This is a genomic window from Brevundimonas sp. UBA7664, from assembly GCF_002483305.1.
Taxonomy (GTDB): Bacteria; Pseudomonadota; Alphaproteobacteria; order Caulobacterales; family Caulobacteraceae; genus Brevundimonas.
Genome location: NZ_DLHQ01000025.1, coordinates 32,609 through 50,325, shown reverse-complemented (window position 1 = coordinate 50,325; position 17,717 = coordinate 32,609). Strand labels below are relative to the sequence as shown.

The following is a 17,717-nucleotide window of genomic DNA, read 5'->3' as shown; positions in this document are numbered from 1 at the left end:
GCATGACCACCGTCCGCGTCGAACGCCTGCCCCACGCCGGGGACCTGCCCCTGCCGGCCTATGAGACCGGCGGCTCGGCCGGCATGGACCTGCGCGCGGCGGTGGCCGAGGACGCCCCGGTGACGCTGGCGCCGGGGGCGCGGGCGCTTGTTCCCACGGGGCTGAAGATCGCGCTGGAGCCCGGTTACGAGGCGCAGGTGCGTCCGCGGTCAGGTCTCGCGCTCAAGCACGGCCTGACCTGTCTGAATTCGCCCGGCACCATCGACAGCGACTATCGCGGCGAGGTCGGGGTCATCCTGATCAACCATGGACAGGAGGCGTTCGTCATTCGCCGGGGCGAACGCATCGCCCAGATGGTGATCGCAAGGCACGAGCAGGCGGCCATGGTCGAGGTCGCGGCGCTGGACGAAACGGCGCGCGGCGCGGGCGGGTTCGGCTCGACCGGACGCTAAGCGGAGCCATTCGGCGCGAGCTGCGTTAACCCTGCTTCCGGTCAAGCTTCGACCGCATCCAGGAGGTTGGCGTAATGGAGTCCCTGTTCGATTCGATCGGTGCTTTTCTGACCGGTATATTCGGCCTCGCCCAGGGCGGGTTCGACACCATCAATCAGGTCACCGGCCTGGTCATCGCCGTGATCGCGACCTTCATGATGCCGGCGTGGAGCCGGCTCTGGGCCACCTCGCTGGGGGCCGCCTTCATCTTCATCCTGGTCGGCCTGCTGCGCCCGCTGCTCGACGGCGGCGCCTTCGTGATGCCGCCGCTGCTGACGCTGAGCTTCTGGATGACGGTGCTGGCGCTGTTCCTCGGCTTCGCCGTGGTCATCGCCGTGATGTTCTTCATCAAGTCGCTGTTCGTCGGTCGCGGACACAGCCGTCACCGCCACGCGCATTGATGCTGGGCTGCGGTCACAGGGCTCCGCCCTGTCGACCCGACGCAGCCTGGCGCTTCGCGCAGGTAGTCGGAAAATTTGAGTCAGCGCTCAAGTCGTGAGCGACCGCGTCGCGAACGTAGCGCCCCGGCAGGCGCGAGCCTGCCAAGGATTACGCCTGCCGGAACCCCAGCACGTCCTGCATGTCGTAGAGACCGGGCTTGCGGCTGCGGACCCAGGCGGCGGCGGCGACGGCGCCCCTGGCGAACAGGGACCGGTCGATGGCTGAATGGCTGAGCGTCAGGGTTTCGTCCTCGGACGCGAACAGCACGGTGTGCTCGCCGATGACGCCGCCGGCGCGCAGGGAGGCGAAGCCGATCTTGCCCGCCTCCCGCTCCCCGGTGATGCCGTCGTACGGCGCGGAGCGGACGTCGGCCAGATCGACGTCGCGGCCGTTGGCGGCGGCTTCGCCCAGCATCAGGGCCGTGCCCGACGGCGCGTCGGCCTTGCGGCGGTGATGGGTCTCCAGCACCTCGATGTCCCAGTCGGCGGCGTCGAGGCGCTGGGCGGCGTGTTCGACCAGTCCGATCAATATGTTGACGCCGAGCGAGAAGTTGCCGCTGCGGACGATGGCGATCTTCTCCGACGCCTTGTGGATGTCGGTTTCCTGTTCGGGGGTGAGGCCGGTCGAGCCTATGACAAGGGCCGGTCCGCCGCGTTCGGCGCAGGCCTGGGCCAGTTCGACCGAGGCGTCGGGCGTCGAAAAGTCGATGATGACGTCGCACAGCGACAGGTCGGGGGTCTCGCCGCGGTCGAAGCGGGCGGCGACGACGACGTCCTCGCGGGCGTCCAGCACCGTCGAGACGGCCCGGCCCATCCGGCCGCGCGCGCCGGAGATGCCGGCATGGAATATGACGCTCAACTCAGACCCCTGTCAGTTCGCGGACCATAGTGGCGGCATTCGCGGGCGGCGTCATCCTCAGCCCGTCTGCCTACTGCGGCGCTTCTGACCCGAGGATGTCGGCCCAGAAGCGTTTGGCCTTGCCGGCGAAGGACGAATTGCGCGGCGTCTGGCTCTCGCCCAGCGAGGCGGCCAGTTCCTGCAGCAGCGCCTTCTGGTGCGCGGTCAGCTCGGTGGGCGTCTCGACGAACAGCTCGACCACCAGGTCGCCGCGGTTCTTGCCGTTCAGATGCGGCATGCCCTTGCCCTTGATGCGCACCGTCTTGCCGGTCTGGGCGCCGGCGGGGACGGTCACGGGCGCGCGGCAACGGCCGTCGCAGGCTTCGGAGGTCAGGCAGGGGGCGTCGATCTCGCCGCCGAGGGCCGCCGTGGTCATGGGCACGGGGACGGTGACCAGAAGATCGAGATTGTCGCGCTCGAACAGTTCGTGCGGCGTGACGGACAGGAAGACATAGAGGTCGCCGCGCGGGCCGCCGCGCGTGCCGGCGTCGCCCTCGCCCGACAGGCGGATGCGCGAGCCGTCGTCGACCCCGGCCGGAACCTTGAGCTGGAGCTTGCGGTTCCGGCGCACCTGGCCGTGGCCGGCGCAGGTGGTGCAGGCGTCCGCCGCCGCCAGTCGCGAACCGGCGCCGCCGCAATGGGGGCAGGTCCGCTCGACCTGGAAGAAGCCGTTGGCGGACCGCACGCGGCCCTGGCCCTGGCAGGTCGAACAGGTCGTCGCCTTGGCGCCCTTCTTCGCGCCGGAGCCTTCGCAGGTCTCGCAGGCGGCGGTGGTGGGCACGGCGATCTCGACGTCCGCGCCCTTGTAGGCCTGCTCGAGGGTGATCTCGAGGTCGTAGCGCAGGTCCGAGCCGCGGCGCGGGCCATGCTGGCGGGCGCCGCCGCCGCCGCGACCGCCGAAGACGTCGCCGAAGGCTTCGCCAAAGACCTGGGAGAAGATGTCGTTGACGTCGGTAAAGCCTTGGCCCTGACCGCCGAAACCGCCGCCGCCGTTGACGCCGGCGTGGCCGAAGCGGTCGTAGGCGGCGCGTTTCTGGTCGTCCGACAGCACGGAATAGGCTTCGGAAATTTCCTTGAAGCGCGCCATGGAGTCGTCGCACCCGCCGTTCTTGTCGGGGTGGTGCTTCATCGCCAGCTTGCGGTAGGCCGCCTTCAGCCCGGCGGCGTCGATGGTCCGTTCGACCTCGAGAACCTCGTAATAGTCACGCGTCGCCATGCGGCGTTCGTCCTCTTACCCTTGCCGACGGTTCGCGCCTCCTGGCGGGTGGCGACCGAACGGCTGACCGGGCTGACATGGGCGCCCGGGAAAATGATGCAAGTTTCGTGAAACGGCCCCGCCTGTCGCAGACAGACGGGGCCGTGGTCACCACAGGCCGGTGGCCTAGGCGCTCTTCTTCTCGTCGTCGCCGGCGTCGGGGGCGACTTCCTCGAACTCGGCGTCGACCACGCCGTCGTCGGCGGGGGCATCGGCCGCATCGCCGTCACCGGCGCCCTGTTGCGAGGCGTACATGGCCTCGCCCAGCTTCATCGAGGCCTGGACCAGGGTGTTGGTCTTGGTCCGGATGTCTTCCGGGTCCGTGCCGTCCTTGGCCGTCTTCAGCTCGGCCAGGGCGGTTTCGACAGCGGCCTTCTCGTCAGCGCCGAGCTTGTCGCCGTGTTCGGCCATGGCCTTTTCGGTCGAATGGATCAGGCTGTCGGCGGCGTTGACCGCCTCGACCATCTCCTTGCGGGCCTTGTCGGAGGCGGCGTTGGCCTCGGCTTCCTTGACCATCTTGTCGATGTCGGCGTCCGAGAGGCCGCCGTTGGCCTGGATGCGGATCGACTGTTCCTTGTTGGTCGCCTTGTCCTTGGCGGTCACATGGACGATGCCGTTGGCGTCGATGTCGAAGGCCACCTCGATCTGCGGCATGCCGCGCGGCGAGGGCGGAATGCCCATCAGGTCGAACTGTCCCAGCACCTTGTTGTCGGCCGCCATCGGCCGCTCGCCCTGGAAGACCCGGATGGTCACGGCCGACTGGTTGTCGTCGGCGGTCGAGAAGACCTGGCTCTTCTTGGTCGGGATGGTGGTGTTGCGCTCGATCAGCGGGGTGAAGACGCCGCCCAGGGTCTCGATGCCCAGGGTCAGCGGGGTCACGTCCAGCAGCAGCACGTCCTTGACGTCGCCCTGCAGCACGCCGGCCTGAACGGCCGCGCCCAGCGCGACGACCTCATCGGGGTTGACGCCCTTGTGCGGCTCCTTGCCGAAGAATTTCTTCACGGCTTCCTGGACCATCGGCATGCGGGTCATGCCGCCGACCAGCACGACTTCGTCGATGTCGCCGGCCTTCATGCCGGCGTCGGCCAGGGCCTTCTTGCACGGCTCGATGGTGCGCTGGACCAGGTCCTCGACGAGAGCCTCCAGCTTGGCGCGCGACAGCTTGATGTTCAGGTGCAGCGGGCCCGAGGCGTTCATGGTGATGAACGGCAGATTGACCTCGTACTGGGTCGTGGAGCTGAGCTCCTTCTTGGCCTTTTCGGCCTCTTCCTTGAGGCGCTGCAGGGCCAGTTTGTCGGAGCGCAGGTCGACGCCCTGCTCCTTCTTGAACTCGTCGGCCAGATAATCGACCAGGCGCAGGTCGAAGTCCTCGCCGCCGAGGAAGGTGTCGCCGTTGGTCGATTTCACCTCGAAGACGCCGTCGCCGATCTCGAGGATCGAGACGTCGAAGGTGCCGCCGCCGAGGTCATAGACGGCGATCTTCTGGCCGTCGTTCTTGTCCAGGCCATAGGCGAGGGCGGCCGCGGTCGGCTCGTTGATGATGCGCAGGACCTCGAGGCCGGCGATCTTGCCGGCGTCCTTGGTCGCCTGACGCTGGGCGTCGTTGAAATAGGCCGGGACGGTGATGACCGCCTGGGTCACGGTCTCGCCGAGATAGGCCTCCGCGGCCTCCTTCATCTTGCCGAGGGTGAAGGCCGAGATCTGCTGGGGCGAATAGTCCTTGCCGTTGGCGCGCACCCAGGCGTCGCCGGTCGGTCCCTTGACGATCTCATAGGGCACCATCTTCTTGTCCTTGGCGACCACGGGGTCGTCGAACGAGCGGCCGATCAGGCGCTTGATGGCGAAGAAGGTGTTGGTCGGGTTGGTCACGGCCTGACGGCGCGCGGGCTGACCCACAAGGGTCTCGCCGCCGTCCTGGATGGCGATGACGGAGGGCGTGGTGCGATTGCCCTCGGCGTTCTCGATGACCTTGGGGGTCTTGCCGTCCATGACGGCCACGCACGAGTTGGTGGTGCCCAGGTCGATGCCGATGATCTTGGCCATTGGTGGTCTTTCACTCCATTTCGGCGGGCGATGCGGCGGCCTTTTAAAGCGAAGCGCCGCGCGTGAACGCCCCCGGTGTCAGGGTCTTTGGTCGGTTGCTACGGTTCCGGACGCAAAGCCCCACGAACTGCGGGGATTTACGACGGTTGAGGCCGATATGGGAAACACCCCCCGGCCTGCAAGCCCCAAAGACTCGAGCCGGACGATTCAACCGTCAGGGTCCGTCAGATGCGAGGCGCGCCGAAAAATGGCATAACGGTGTCATCGCCGTACCGATGAGGGTCCGGCTGCTGGGGAGAGACTGACGTGAATACCTTCAAGAACTTCGCCCGCGCCGCGCTGATCGTGGCGGCCCTGGGCACAGCATCCGCTTCCGCCGCTGCCGCCGAACCGGTCGTGGCCGCTGACAAGGCCGCCGTTTCGGCGCCGGTCCAGTCCCGCGACGGGATGAACCGCCGGGTGCGCATCCACAATAACACCGGCTGGACCATGCTGCGCTTCTATGCCTCGGACTCCCGCGTCACCAGCTGGGAGGAAGACATGCTCGGCCGCGGCACCCTGGCCGCCGGCAGCAGCATGATGATGAACATCGACGACGGTTCGGGCGCCTGCCTGTATGACTTCAAGGCCGAGTTCACCAACGGCCAGGTGCTGACGCGCTTCAACGTCAACGTCTGCCAGATCGCCGACTACTACTACACGCGCTGATTTCGGGGCGCTGACGCTCGCCCCCGGGTCCGATCTCCGATCGGCCCGAGGACAGGCTCTGCGGTCGCTCGCTGCTTGAGCGACGCGGAGGACGCCCTACCTTGGGCCATGGGTTCAGCGCGCGAGATCGATACAGGCATGGAGGGCTTCCGGTTCTGGCCGGAAGCCCTTTCCGCGTCCGGACAGGCGGATCTGCTGGCCGGGGTGCTGGCCGCGGTCGAACAGGCGCCCTTTTACCGGCCCGTGACGCCGGGCGGGCGGCCGTTCTCGGTCGAGATGACCTGTCTCGGGCCTCTGGGCTGGGTCTCGGACCGGGCGGGTTACCGCTATCAGGCGACCCATCCGGTCACAGGCGCGCCGTGGCCGTCGATGCCGGCGCGGCTGACCGATCTCTGGCGCGACCTGACCGGCTGGCCCGAGCCGCCGGATGCCTGTCTGGTCAACCTGTACCGGGGCGGGGCGAAGATGGGACTGCATCAGGACCTCGACGAACAGGACCACGGCGCGCCCGTGCTGTCCGTCTCGCTCGGCGACACGGCGGTGTTCCGGATCGGCGCGGCCGGCGGCGGACCGACCCGGACCGTGCGGCTGGCCTCGGGCGATGTCTGCGCCCTGACCGGGCCGGCCCGGCTGGCGCGGCACGGGATCGACCGGGTGATCGCCGGCTCCTCGACCCTGGTTCCGGGCGGCGGACGGATCAATCTGACGCTTCGCCGGGCGCGATAGCTTCACGGCAATCGTGAATGGACGGCGGACAGGCGCGCGGCCAGTCTCCCCGCTTCGCCAGACCGGAGCCGATTGATGCCGAACCTGATCCGCCCGGAGGGCCCCGAACCCGACGACTTCCGCTTCAGCCGCCGCGCCCTGGCGACCGGCGTAGTCGGCGGTCTGGCCTTCGCCGGCTACGCGCCCGCGGCCCTCGCCCGGCAGGCTGCCCCTATCACCACGGACGGTGAGGGCCTGATGCAGGAAAACGTCACTGCTCCGGCCCCGGACGGCTTCGCCCTGCCGATCTTCGTCGCCCGCCCTGCCGGCGACGGCCCCTGGCCGGTGGTGGTCGTCGCTTCGGAGATTTTCGGCGTCCACGAATATATCCGCGACGTCTGCCGGCGGTTGGCCAAGGCGGGATATGCCGCGGTCGCCCCGGCCTTCTTCAACCGGGTCGAGGATCCGGCGCCCCTGTCGGACATGGCCCGCGTGCAGGAGATCGTCGGCGCGGCGAACCATGAGCAGGTCATGGGCGACGTCTCGGCCACGCTGGACTGGGTCAGCCAGCAGCTGTGGGCCAATTCCGACAAGGTCGGGATCACCGGTTTCTGCTGGGGCGGCAAGGTGGTGTGGCAGGCCTGCGCCCGCTTCGCGGTGCTGGACGCCGGGGTGGCCTGGTACGGACGTCTCGCGCCGCCGGCGACAGCGACGGCGGAACAGACGGCCTCGGGCCAGCCGTGGCCCGTCGATCTGGCCGATGACCTGAAATGCCCCGTCCTGGGCCTCTACGGCGGTCAGGACCGCGGCATCCCCCTGCCCAGCGTCGAGGCCATGCGCGCCGCCCTGCAGCGCGCCGGCCAGACGGCCAGCGGCATCCAAGTCTATCCGGACGCCCCCCACGCCTTCCACGCCGACTATCGCGACAGCTACCGCGCGGCGGATGCCGCCGACGGCTGGAGCCGGCTGCTGGCCTTCTTTGAGAGCCGGTTGAAGTAGCGGTTCCTCCCCTTCAGGGGAGGGGGACCGCCCGCAGGGCGGTGGAGGGGCGCCAAAAGCGAGCGCGGAGCCGACACCCTCCACCATGCGAAGCATGGTCCCCCTCCCCCAAGGGGGAGGATCAGGCCTTCTGGTCGAAATTCCCGCCGGTCGCGCCCGCTGCCGCATAGGCCGCATTGCCGGCCGCCGCGCCGGAGCCCTTGGCGGCGACCACCACCATGGCCGGGCGCACGGTGCGGCCGAACAGGGCGTAGCCGGCCTGGAGGGTCTGGATCACCTGTCCGCCCTGAACGCTGTCGGACGGCTGTTCCATCATCGCCTGATGCAGGTGCGGGTCGAAGGCCTCGCCCGGCTCGGGGGCGACGCGTTTGAGGTTGTTGCTCTCGAAGGCCTGGAGCAGCGACTTCTGGGTCAGCTCCAGTCCGGTGACCAGACCGGCCTCGCCGGCGTCGGCGTCCTTCGGGGCGGCCATCAGGGCGCGCTCCAGATTGTCGGCCACGCCCAGCAGATCGCGGGCGAAACGCTGGATGGCGTAGGCGCGGGCGTCGTTGGACTGGGTTTCGGCCCGCTTCTTGGTGTTCTCGGCCTCGGCGACGGCGCGCAGGGCGCGGTCCTTCCACTGGTCGCGCTCGGCGATCAGGGCGTCGATGGGGCCAAGGCCGTCGTCCAGCCCGGCTTCGGCGTTCGCCTCGGCCTCTGCGATGTCAGCCGCCAGCTCTTCGGAGGTGGGGAGGTCGTCGTGTGTGTCGCTCAAGTCTCTTGTCCGTCCAGCATTCGCCCCAGCACCCGGGCGGTATAGTCCACCAACGGTATGATGCGGGCATAGTTCAGTCGCGCGGGTCCGATCACGCCGATGGCGCCCAGAACCCGCTGGCGGCCCGTCATATAGGGCGCCGCGATCACGGCGGAACCCGAAAGCGAAAACAACCGTGTTTCAGCGCCGATGAAGATGCGTACGCCCTGGGCCGTCGACACCCCGTCCAGCAGGCCGATCAGCTGTTCCTTCTGCTCCAGGTCGTCGAACAGGATGCGGACCTTTTCCAGATCCTCGGCGGTCTCGCGGTCGTGCAGCAGATTGGCGCGGCCGCGCACGATCAGCGACCGTTCGCGCTCGGCCCCGCCCGACCAGGCGGCCATGCCGTCCTCGACCAGACGGGCGGCGGCGGCGTCCAGCTCGCGCCGGGCGGCGTCCAGTTCGGTGCGCATCTCGGTGCGCGCCTCATGCAGGGGCCGGCCCTTGAGCCGGGCGTTGAGGAAGTTGGAGGCCTCGGTCAGGGTCGAGGGGGTGACCCCGGCCTTGAGCGGCATCAGCCGGTTCTCGACCGAGCCGTCGTCGCCGACCAGCACCGCCAGCGCCTGATCGTGGCCGAGGGCGACGAATTCGACGTGTTTGACCCCGGCCTCGCGCACCGGGCTGGCGACGATGCTGGCGCCCCCCGCCAGCCCGGACAACAGACTGGAGGCCTCGTTCAGCGCCTCGTCGAAACTGCGCCCGCGTCCGGCCAGCCGGCCGTCGATCTCGCGCCGCTCCTCGGCGCCGATATCGCCGATCTCCAGCAGGCCGTCGACGAACAGGCGCAGACCCGCATGGGTCGGTATCCGCCCCGCCGAGGTGTGGGGCGACCCCAGCAGGCCGGCCAGGGCCAGGTCCTGCATGGTGTTGCGGATCGAGGCCGGAGACAGGGCGATCCCCGACTGTGACAGGGTCCGCGAGCCGACCGGGTCGCCGGTCTGCAGATAACTCTCGACGATGCGGCGGAAGATGTCGCGCGCACGCTCATCCAGCGCGGCCAGACCGGCCGGGCTGCCGCCGAACGGCGAGGGGTTGGGGGCATACAGGCTCACGGTTTCAGGATAAGCAGCGCCGCCGCCCCGTCCAAGGAAATCCATCAATGACCACCGCCCGCCCGTCCGACCGCACCCCCGACCAGCTCCGCATCGTGACGCTGGAGACCGGCGTCAACCGCTACGCCGAAGGCTCCTGCCTGGTCACCTTCGGCCATACCAAGGTGCTGGTGACGGCTTCGGTGGAGGAAAAGGTGCCGGGCTGGATGCGCAACACCGGCCAGGGCTGGGTCACGGCCGAGTATGGCATGCTGCCCCGCGCCACCCACACCCGCGGCCGGCGCGAGGCCGCCGCCGGCAAGCAGAGCGGCCGGACCCAGGAAATCCAGCGGCTGATCGGCCGCTCGCTGCGCGCGGTGGTCGACCTCAAGGCCCTGGGCGAACGCCAGGTGTCGCTGGACTGCGATGTCATCCAGGCCGACGGCGGGACGCGCACCGCGGCCATTACCGGGGCCTGGGTCGCCATGGCCTCGGCGTTCGACTATCTGCGGGCCGAGGGCGTGCTGAAGACCGATCCCATCCTCGACCAGGTCGCGGCCGTGTCCTGCGGCGTCTGCAACGACCAGCCGGTGCTGGACCTCGACTATGAGGAGGATTCCACCGCCGAGGCGGATTCCAACTTCGTCCTGACCGGGGCCGGCGCGATCGTCGAGATCCAGGCCACGGGCGAGAAGCGCGGCTTCTCGCGCGCCGAATTCGACCGGCTGTTTCAGCTGGCCGAGGGCGGCTGCACTGAGCTGTTCGCCCTGCAGCGGGCCGCGCTGGGGCGTTGAGCCGCGCGCGGGCGCTTTCGCGGCGGAGCGAACCGTGCCTATCCTGCCGTTCCTTCGTGGCTGACTGGAGCGCGCCATGCGCCGGACCGTAATCGCCCTCATGGCCGTGACCGCCCTGGTCGCCGGCTGCGATAGACCGGCCGCGACGCCGGCGGAGGCTCCCGCCGCCGAGGCCCCGGCCCCGGCCCCGGAAATGCCCGCCGACGCCCCGCCCCAGGAAGAGGTCGATCCCGCCGTGGCGATGACGCCGGCCGGCGCTCCGGTCTCATGCCTGAACGACGTCGGCGCCGCGGCGGCGCAGCGGTTGGTCGACCGCTGTATCGCCGTCAGCCCCGCCACCCGCCCGCCCTGCAACGTCGCCAACCCGTGCGAGATGATCCAGGGCGAGATCGACCGGTCCTGCGAAATGTATGCGCCGGGCGAGGCGAAACCGGCGGAATGCGCTGCCTGAAGGTGAACCGGACGCCGTTTAACGGTTCCTGTACCCTGGGCGGCTAACCTGCGGGCCATGACGCCTGTTCCGACCCCGCCCGATCTGCGCGCGCTCACCACCCTGCGCTTCCTCGCCGCCCTGTGGGTGGTGCTCTACACGGCCTGGCCGCACCTGGATGTCGCTTTCGTCCCGGTGGCGGTGACCAAGGGGTATCTCGGCGTCGAGACCTTCTTCATCCTGTCGGGCTTCATCCTCAGCCACGTCTATCTCGAGGCGGCCGGCGAGAAGCGGTTCCGCTACGGCGGCTTCCTCTGGGCCCGGATCGCGCGGGTCTATCCGCTGCATCTGGTCACCCTGTTCGGCATGATCGGCCTCGGGGTCGTCGCGGGTGTCGCCGGCCTGAGCATCGACGGCAGTCTGACCGACTGGCGGTCCCTGCCGGCGCATCTGACCCTCACCCACGCCTGGGGACTGGCGACCAGCTCGGCCTTCAATCATCCCTCATGGTCGATCTCGGCGGAATGGTTCGCCTATCTGAGCTTTCCCGCCTTCGCCTTCGTCGCCTGGCGGCTGAGAAACCGGCCGGTGCTGGCGACGGCGCTGGCTGCGGCCTTCGCCCTGGGCCTCTACGCCGCCTTCCAGCCGCTGGCCGGCTATTCGCTGACCGAGGCCACCTTCCGCTGGGGCGCGCTGCGGATCGTTCCGTGTTTCGCCCTCGGCTGCGCCCTCTACCTCATCCATCGCCGCGGCCCGATCCCGTTCGCGGGGCCGGTCGCCCTGGTCAGCGGCGCCGTCATGATGGTCAGCGCCTCGCTGGGACTGTGGGACGCCATCACGGTGCTGGCCGCCGGCGGGCTGATCCTGGGTCTCGGCGCGCTGGACAACGCCCGCGCGGGCGTCCTCGGATCGAAGGCGGGCGTCTATCTCGGCGAGATCAGCTATTCGATCTATATGGTCTGCGCGCCGGTGCTGCTGCTGTTGACCAATGTCGCCGCCCGCCTGACCGGCGCCGACGACAAGCGGTTTCACATCATCGTGTGGCTGGCGCTGGTGGCGGCGATTCCGGTCGCGGCCATGCTGACCTATCACCTCGTTGAACGCCCGGCCCGCAAGGCGCTGAGGGGGATTGCCGACCGGCGCGCGGCGCGGGCCGGCGCGGCGAAAGCGCGCACGGACTCGCCCGAAAGGGTGCTTCAACCCTCGGAAACTATCGTCTAAGGCTAGCGCACTGAAACAGGTCGGGACCCACGCCAGCATGATGAAACGGCTCACAGCCGCCGCGGTTGCGGCGACCCTCGGATTTTCCGCGCTGGGTTATGCCCCCGCCGCGAAGGCCGATGAGCCCTACTGGCAGTGCGTGACCTTCGCCCGCATGTTCTCGGGCATCAACATCTTCGGCGACGCCCTGACCTGGTGGCGTCAGGCCCAGGGCAGGTTCCGCACGGGCGAACGTCCGGAAACCGGCTCGGTCCTCGCCTTCCAGCCCAGCGGCCGGATGACCCGCGGCCATGTCGCCGTCGTTTCGGAAATCCTGACCGACCGGGTCATCCGCGTGACCCACGCCAACTGGGGCGGCAGCCGCGGCCGGGTCGAGGAAAACGTCACGGTCGTCGACGTCTCGCACGACGGCGACTGGACCGCGGTCAAGGTCTGGTACAATCCGATCAATGATCTCGGCACCTCGGTCTATCCGACCTACGGCTTCATCTACAAAGCCCCGGCGTTGCCGTCCGACGGCATGCTCATGGCCTCGGCGCCGGACGCCACCGGCCAGCCCTGACCGCCGGCTTCTGGTCCGGACTTGACCCGCGGGCGCTGGCCGCGCTTTCTGCCGCCAACCCCGGAGTCCCCCATGCGCCCTGTATTCGCCGCCCTCGCCGTCCTCGCCCTCGCCGCCTGTTCGCCGGCCGATGAACCGGCGTCGCCGCCGCCCGCGCCCGAGCCCGCGCCGGTGCTCGCGGGGGTCGACCTGGCCCGGCCGGTCCGGGCCCTCGGCACCGAGCCGTTCTGGGGCGTCGAACTGACCGGGACCGAGATGGTCTATACGACCCCCGAATCGCCCGAACTGCGCGCACCCCAGCCCGGCCCGCTCGTCCAGGGCACGACGGCGACCTGGGAGGCCGAGACGGCGGACGGGACCGCCCTCCGCGTCACCCTGGTCGCCACCGAATGCTCCGACGGCATGAGCGACCGGACCTATCCGCTGACCGCCATGGTCAAGGTCGGCGAACGCGAGCTGACCGGCTGCGCCGCCTCATCCGCCGCCATCATGTCGACCGGCGAAAGCGGGCCGGTGGTCGAAACGGCTCAGCCCGCCGCCTGATCCCGCAGGGTGCGCATCGCCCCCAGCCGGGCGAAGGCCACGGTCAGCGCCTTGCGCCGCGCCGGCGCCAGGGGCGTCAGGGGCGCGTCGCGCACCACCGCCCCGCCGAAGCCGTCGGCGACGATCAGGCCGGGCTCATCCGGCAGGATGTCGTGGGGAAACTCGGGCGCCACGGCGAAATAGAAGGCGTCGCAGAACGGCCCGTACTCGCCCCATTTGCGGTCGACGCGATAGTCCTCGACCCCCGACTTGACCTCGCAGATGACGATGTCGCCGCGCGGCCCCAGGGCCATGACGTCGGCGCGGCGACCGTTGGGCAGGCAGACTTCCAGCAGGGGGGCGTAGCCGAGGTCGACCATCAGCCGCCCCGCGCCGCGCGTCACCGCCAGCGTCGTCTGCGGCCGGCTGAAGACAAGGTCGATCTGGAGCAGGGCGGCGGCCATGCCGTCTTTATGTTCGGCATATGTTCCGATTTCAAGCCGGAACAGCGGGTCGGTCGTCAGCTCGGCGCCTACCGCCCGGTATGCACCACGGAGCCGGTGTCCATGCCGAGGGCGCGGGCGCGGGCGACCAGCCGGGCTCGCTCCGCTTCCGACGGGCTCTGGCTGCGGTGCCAGACCCACCAGTCGGATTTGTTCGGCAGGGCCATGATGGCCCAGCTGTAGTCGGGCGCATGGTCCCAGACCCAGTAGTTCTGCCCCGCCAGGCCGCCCACGCCCAGCAGGCCCGTCAGGGTGAAACGGAAGCGGGCGTTGGTCTCGGTGTCGGTCACCCGGGCATTGGCGCGCAGGGTCTCGACTCCGCCGTCGGCGCGTCGGGTGCAGGTGACGACGATGGAATAGCGGTGCGGCCGGTTCTGCGGATTGAAGTCGATCTGGGCCCGGCGGCAGTCCTTCTGGGCGTCATTGGGACTGCGCGCGATCTCGAACCAGCGGCCGTCGAACTGGTCCAGCGCCACATTGCGTGACTGGGCGGCGGCGGGGGCGGCGACCGCCGTCGCGGCGGCGGCGATCAGGGCGGCTCGGATCAGGGTCATGGGGCGTCCTTCGGCTCGGCGTCGACCAAGATACGGCTGAACCGCCCGCAGGGTTGCCACTCTAGAGGATAAACCGGCTCAAATCCGCGTCGCGGGCCAGTTCGGCGACCAGGTCGCGCACCCGCTCGCCGTCGAAGGCGACGGTCTGGCCGGACAGGTCCGAGGCCTTGAAACTGGTCTCCTCCAGCACCCGCTCCAGCACCGTCACCAGCCGGCGCGCGCCGATGTTCTCGACCGCGCTGTTGGCGGCCACGGCGGCGTCGGCGAGGGCCTCGACCGCGTCGGGGGTGAAGGTCAGGGTCACGTCCTCGGTGGCCAGCAGGGCCTGGTTCTGGCGGATCAGATTGGCCTCGGGCTCGGTCAGGATGCGCACGAAATCATCGCGCGTCAGGGCCTTCAGCTCGACCCGGATCGGCAGTCGGCCCTGCAGTTCGGGCAGCAGGTCCGACGGCTTGGCCACATGGAAGGCCCCGGAGGCGATGAACAGCACATGGTCCGACTTCACCGGCCCGTACTTGGTCGAGACCGTCGTGCCCTCGATCAGGGGCAGCAGGTCGCGCTGCACGCCCTCGCGGCTGACATCGCCGCCGGTGCGATCCGAGCGGCCCGCGACCTTGTCGATCTCGTCGATGAAGACGATGCCCTCGTTCTCTGCGAGCAGCAGGGCCTCGGTGGTCAGGCTTTCCTGATCCAGCAGCTTGTCGCTCTCCTCGTTGATGAGGGGGGCCACGGCGTCGCGCACCGCCAGCTTGGCCGTCTTCGTCCGCCCGCCGCCCAGCTTGCCGAGCATCTCGGACAGATTGATCATGCCGACATTGCCCCCGCCCGGCAGGTCCAGCCCCTGCATGGGCGAGGCCGTGTCGGCCAGCTGGAGCTCGATCTCCTTGTCGTCCAGCTCGCCGGCCCGCAGCTTCTTGCGGAAGCTGTCGCGCGTGGCCGGCTGGGAGCCCGGCCCGACCAGGGCGTCGAGGATCCGCTCCTCGGCCGCCGCCTCGGCCTTGGCCTTGACTCCGATCCGGCGCTTGTCGCGGACCATGACCAGCGCCGCCTCGACCAGGTCGCGCATGATGAAATCGACGTCGCGGCCGACATAGCCGACCTCGGTGAATTTGGTCGCCTCGATCTTGAGGAAGGGCGCGCCGGCCAGTTTGGCCAGCCGCCGGGCGATCTCGGTCTTGCCCACGCCGGNNCCGATCATCAGGATGTTCTTGGGCGTGACCTCGTCGCGCAGGTCATCGGGCACGCGCTTGCGCCGCCAGCGATTGCGCAGGGCCACGGCCACGGCGCGCTTGGCGTCGTCCTGGCCGACGATGAAGCGGTCGAGTTCGGAGACGATTTCGCGGGGGGAGAGGTCGGTCATGGGATGCAGATGGGGCGGCGCCCTGGCCTTGGGGAGGGCTGGTTCATCACGAAGGACACGAAGAAGGTCACAAAGGACACGAAGGGGTCAGCGCACGAGGCGCCGCAGGCCGTTTTTGAGCATGACGGTGTTGAAGTTGATCAGGTAACCCAAGCGCACGCCGGAGAAGCGCAGATAGGTCAGGACCTGGGCCGTATGGATCGACGCAAGGGCGTCGATCGATTTGATCTCCACCACCACAGCCCGCTCGACCAGAAGATCGAGCCGATAGCCGACATCCATTCGAACTTCGCCGTAAGTGACCGGTACGCCGGCCTGACGCTCGACCGACAGTCCGGCCTGCTGAAGCTCTTCAGCAAGACAGGCTTCGTAGACGGACTCCAGCAGTCCCGGACCCAGCGCCATGTGCACCGCGAAAGCCGCGTTCAGGACGGCGCTGCCGACCCGCTCGGTGGCCGCCGGCAGCGGCTCGGTCTCTTCGTGCCCTTCGTGCATCCTTGGTGTTCTTCGTGATGAACCGACCGGCGGCGGAGGTTTTTAGTCCAGCGTCTCAACCGTCAGGTTGCCGTTCGTATAGACACAGATCTCCGCCGCGATCTCCATGGCGCGGCGGGCGATGGTCTCGGCGTCCATGTCGGTATGCTCGATCAGGGCGCGCGCCGCCGAGAGGGCGAAATTGCCGCCCGAGCCGACCGCGGCCACCCCGTGTTCCGGCTCCAGCACGTCGCCGACGCCGGTGACGGTGAAGATCGAGCTCTTGTCCGCGACCAGCAGCATGGCTTCGAGCCGGCGCAGGTAGCGGTCGGTGCGCCAGTCCTTGGCCAGGTCGACGCAGGCCCGGGCCAACTGGTCGGGATACTGCTCCAGCTTGGCCTCGAGCCGCTCGATCAGGGTGAAGGCGTCGGCGGTCGCCCCGGCGAAGCCGGCCAGCACCTTGCCGCCCGCCAGCACCCGCACCTTGCGCGCGGCGCCCTTGACGATGGTCGGCCCCATGGAGACCTGGCCGTCGCCGGCGATGACGGTCCGGCCGTTCTTGCGCACCGCCAGAATGGTGGTGCCGTGCCAGTCCGGGAAGTTGGGGTTCGCGTTCATCATCCGTTTCAGATGGCGACCGAAATGCGGCGCGGCAAGCGGAAAGCAACAGAATTACAACGGCCGCTGTTAGCCATATTTGGACCAATGTAACGCGTTACATAGGTGAACTGTACCCCACAATTCGATATATGAGGGAAGCGTCGTGCTTCATCGCGTTATATACGCCAGCGAAGCCGTTGGCGCGACCGGCGTTTCCACCCTGTCGATCGCCCATATTCTCGGCGTCTCGGACCGCAACAACCGGCGCGACCGCGTGTCCGGCTGCCTGATGTTCCATCAGGGCCATATTCTCCAGGCCCTGGAGGGCGAACGCGCCGATCTGGACCGGCTGATGCGCCGTATCATCGCCGATCCGCGCCACACCGGCCTGCGGGTGCTGTCCGACATGCCCATTCCCCAACGCCGTCTGGAAGAGCCGATGTGCCTGTGCGGTGATCCCGCCAGCCTGCTGCAGCGGATCGGCCTGCCGTGCATCTCGCGCATGACCGCCAACGAGGCCGAGGCCCTGCTGGACCTCCGCAAGGCCGCCTGACGGCGTGGACGTTGCGGCGCACACGCCTTAACTGGGGCGGTGACCTTTTCCGACGATGAAATCGAGCGCTACGCCCGCCATCTGGTGCTGGCCGAGGTCGGCGGACCCGGACAGCAACGGCTCAGGGCCGCGCGCGTGGGTCTGGTCGGCCTGGGCGGGGTTGGGGCCCCGGCGGCCCTGTATCTGGCCGCGGCCGGTGTCGGGACGCTGCGCCTGATCGACGACGACAGCGTCGCCCTGTCCAATCTGCAGCGCCAGATCGCCTTCAGCGGCGCCGACGTGGGCCGCCCGAAGGTCGAGGCCGGGGCCGCGACCCTGACGGCGCTCAATCCCCATGTCGCCGTCGAGGCGGTCGCGGAGCGTCTTGGAGCGGCGAACGTCTCACGCCTGCTCGCCGGCTGCGACGTGGTGATCGACGGCACGGACGATTTCGCCAGCCGGTTCGCCGTCAACGCGGCCTGCGTCGCGGCGGGCGCGCCGCTGGTGTCCGGGGCGCTGGGCCGCTGGAGCGGGCAGGTGGGCGTCTTCACCGGCCGGCCCTGCTACCGCTGTCTGGTGCCGGACGCTCCGCCCGACGCCGACACCTGCGCCCGGGTCGGCGTCATCGGGGCCCTTGCGGGCGTGGTCGGGGCGATGGCGGCGCTGGAAGCGATCAAGCTGATCGTCGGGGCCGGCGCGCCGCTGGCGGGCCGGCTGCTGATCTACGACGGCCTGGCCGGGACCGCCCGGACCATCGCCGTCGCGGCCGATCCAGCCTGCCCCGTCTGCGGCTGAGCCCGGT

22 protein-coding genes are annotated in these 17,717 nt (G+C 69.2%); 12 read left to right on the top strand and 10 right to left on the bottom strand.

The window, feature by feature from the left end; all coding sequences use genetic code 11:
* Positions 1–2: 2 nt before the first annotated feature.
* Positions 3–452: a dUTP diphosphatase gene (dut, locus tag B2742_RS05360; protein WP_292063833.1), complete on the top strand. Its 450-nt coding sequence runs from the start codon at positions 3–5 to the stop codon at positions 450–452.
* Positions 453–526: 74 nt separating this feature from the next.
* Entirely contained in the window at positions 527–892 is a 366-nt protein-coding gene (locus tag B2742_RS05355) for a hypothetical protein (RefSeq protein WP_292063831.1), read from the top strand.
* Positions 893–1,040: 148 nt separating this feature from the next.
* Here B2742_RS05355 and dapB read toward each other — a convergent pair whose 3' ends face one another.
* The 3 genes from dapB to dnaK form a co-directional block, all read right to left on the bottom strand.
* Positions 1,041–1,790, bottom strand: coding sequence for a 4-hydroxy-tetrahydrodipicolinate reductase (gene dapB, locus B2742_RS05350; RefSeq protein ID WP_292063829.1), 750 nt, complete (start codon positions 1,788–1,790; stop codon positions 1,041–1,043).
* A gap of 70 nt (positions 1,791–1,860) precedes the next feature.
* Positions 1,861–3,045, bottom strand: coding sequence for a molecular chaperone DnaJ (gene dnaJ / locus B2742_RS05345; protein WP_292063827.1), 1,185 nt, complete (start codon positions 3,043–3,045; stop codon positions 1,861–1,863).
* A 165-nt stretch (positions 3,046–3,210) separates the two neighbouring features.
* Positions 3,211–5,127 (bottom strand): molecular chaperone DnaK, encoded by a 1,917-nt coding sequence (dnaK, locus tag B2742_RS05340; protein WP_292063825.1) that lies wholly within the window; start codon positions 5,125–5,127, stop codon positions 3,211–3,213.
* A gap of 306 nt (positions 5,128–5,433) precedes the next feature.
* Here dnaK and B2742_RS05335 point away from each other — a divergent pair, with 306 nt between their 5' ends.
* From B2742_RS05335 to B2742_RS05325, 3 genes are all read left to right on the top strand, one after another.
* Positions 5,434–5,835 (top strand): hypothetical protein, encoded by a 402-nt coding sequence (locus B2742_RS05335; protein WP_292063823.1) that lies wholly within the window; start codon positions 5,434–5,436, stop codon positions 5,833–5,835.
* 108 nt (positions 5,836–5,943) lie between these two features.
* A complete protein-coding gene (locus B2742_RS05330; protein WP_414633044.1) occupies positions 5,944–6,561 on the top strand; it encodes an alpha-ketoglutarate-dependent dioxygenase AlkB in 618 nt (205 codons plus the stop codon).
* Between the two features lie 75 nt (positions 6,562–6,636).
* The gene (locus tag B2742_RS05325; RefSeq protein WP_292063820.1) at positions 6,637–7,539 is read left to right on the top strand and encodes a dienelactone hydrolase family protein; all 903 of its coding nucleotides are present in this window, start codon (positions 6,637–6,639) and stop codon (positions 7,537–7,539) included.
* A gap of 121 nt (positions 7,540–7,660) precedes the next feature.
* Here B2742_RS05325 and grpE read toward each other — a convergent pair whose 3' ends face one another.
* Together grpE and hrcA are read right to left on the bottom strand one after the other, a co-directional pair.
* Positions 7,661–8,242 carry a nucleotide exchange factor GrpE gene (gene grpE / locus B2742_RS05320; RefSeq protein ID WP_414633046.1) on the bottom strand — a complete coding sequence of 194 codons (582 nt, stop codon included), beginning with the start codon at positions 8,240–8,242 and terminating at the stop codon, positions 7,661–7,663.
* Between the two features lie 47 nt (positions 8,243–8,289).
* Positions 8,290–9,384 carry a heat-inducible transcriptional repressor HrcA gene (hrcA, locus tag B2742_RS05315; RefSeq protein ID WP_292063815.1) on the bottom strand — a complete coding sequence of 365 codons (1,095 nt, stop codon included), beginning with the start codon at positions 9,382–9,384 and terminating at the stop codon, positions 8,290–8,292.
* A 47-nt stretch (positions 9,385–9,431) separates the two neighbouring features.
* Here hrcA and rph point away from each other — a divergent pair, with 47 nt between their 5' ends.
* The 5 genes from rph to B2742_RS05290 all read left to right on the top strand — a co-directional run bounded on the left by rph (position 9,432) and on the right by B2742_RS05290 (position 12,913).
* Positions 9,432–10,157, top strand: coding sequence for a ribonuclease PH (gene rph / locus B2742_RS05310; protein WP_292063812.1), 726 nt, complete (start codon positions 9,432–9,434; stop codon positions 10,155–10,157).
* Positions 10,158–10,233: 76 nt separating this feature from the next.
* Positions 10,234–10,608: a hypothetical protein gene (locus tag B2742_RS05305; protein WP_292063810.1), complete on the top strand. Its 375-nt coding sequence runs from the start codon at positions 10,234–10,236 to the stop codon at positions 10,606–10,608.
* A 57-nt stretch (positions 10,609–10,665) separates the two neighbouring features.
* Complete coding sequence (locus B2742_RS05300; protein ID WP_292063808.1) at positions 10,666–11,808, top strand: acyltransferase family protein; 1,143 nt, start codon at positions 10,666–10,668, stop codon at positions 11,806–11,808.
* Positions 11,809–11,845: 37 nt separating this feature from the next.
* Positions 11,846–12,370 (top strand): CHAP domain-containing protein, encoded by a 525-nt coding sequence (locus tag B2742_RS05295; RefSeq protein WP_292063806.1) that lies wholly within the window; start codon positions 11,846–11,848, stop codon positions 12,368–12,370.
* Between the two features lie 72 nt (positions 12,371–12,442).
* The gene (locus B2742_RS05290; RefSeq protein ID WP_292063803.1) at positions 12,443–12,913 is read left to right on the top strand and encodes a COG3650 family protein; all 471 of its coding nucleotides are present in this window, start codon (positions 12,443–12,445) and stop codon (positions 12,911–12,913) included.
* Here the strand turns inward: B2742_RS05290 and mmcB are convergent.
* The 5 genes from mmcB to hslV all read right to left on the bottom strand — a co-directional run bounded on the left by mmcB (position 12,898) and on the right by hslV (position 16,404).
* Positions 12,898–13,356, bottom strand: coding sequence for a DNA repair putative endonuclease MmcB (gene mmcB / locus B2742_RS05285; RefSeq protein WP_292063802.1), 459 nt, complete (start codon positions 13,354–13,356; stop codon positions 12,898–12,900). The genes B2742_RS05290 and mmcB overlap by 16 nt on opposite strands.
* Before the next feature lie 68 nt (positions 13,357–13,424).
* The gene (locus tag B2742_RS05280; RefSeq protein ID WP_292063799.1) at positions 13,425–13,949 is read right to left on the bottom strand and encodes a lipocalin family protein; all 525 of its coding nucleotides are present in this window, start codon (positions 13,947–13,949) and stop codon (positions 13,425–13,427) included.
* A gap of 61 nt (positions 13,950–14,010) precedes the next feature.
* Positions 14,011–15,309 (bottom strand): ATP-dependent protease ATPase subunit HslU, encoded by a 1,299-nt coding sequence (gene hslU, locus B2742_RS05275; RefSeq protein ID WP_292063798.1) that lies wholly within the window; start codon positions 15,307–15,309, stop codon positions 14,011–14,013.
* An 87-nt stretch (positions 15,310–15,396) separates the two neighbouring features.
* On the bottom strand, positions 15,397–15,804 hold the full coding sequence (locus tag B2742_RS05270) for a GxxExxY protein (RefSeq protein ID WP_292063797.1): 408 nt from the start codon (positions 15,802–15,804) through the stop codon (positions 15,397–15,399).
* Between the two features lie 42 nt (positions 15,805–15,846).
* Positions 15,847–16,404, bottom strand: a complete 558-nt coding sequence (gene hslV, locus B2742_RS05265) for an ATP-dependent protease subunit HslV (RefSeq protein ID WP_292063795.1) — start codon at positions 16,402–16,404, stop codon at positions 15,847–15,849.
* A 142-nt stretch (positions 16,405–16,546) separates the two neighbouring features.
* On the opposite strand from hslV, the gene B2742_RS05260 reads away from it, so the two are divergent.
* Together B2742_RS05260 and B2742_RS05255 are read left to right on the top strand one after the other, a co-directional pair.
* A complete protein-coding gene (locus tag B2742_RS05260) occupies positions 16,547–16,936 on the top strand; it encodes a BLUF domain-containing protein (protein ID WP_292063793.1) in 390 nt (129 codons plus the stop codon).
* A 39-nt stretch (positions 16,937–16,975) separates the two neighbouring features.
* Positions 16,976–17,710, top strand: coding sequence for a HesA/MoeB/ThiF family protein (locus B2742_RS05255; RefSeq protein ID WP_292063791.1), 735 nt, complete (start codon positions 16,976–16,978; stop codon positions 17,708–17,710).
* Positions 17,711–17,717 lie beyond the last annotated feature (7 nt).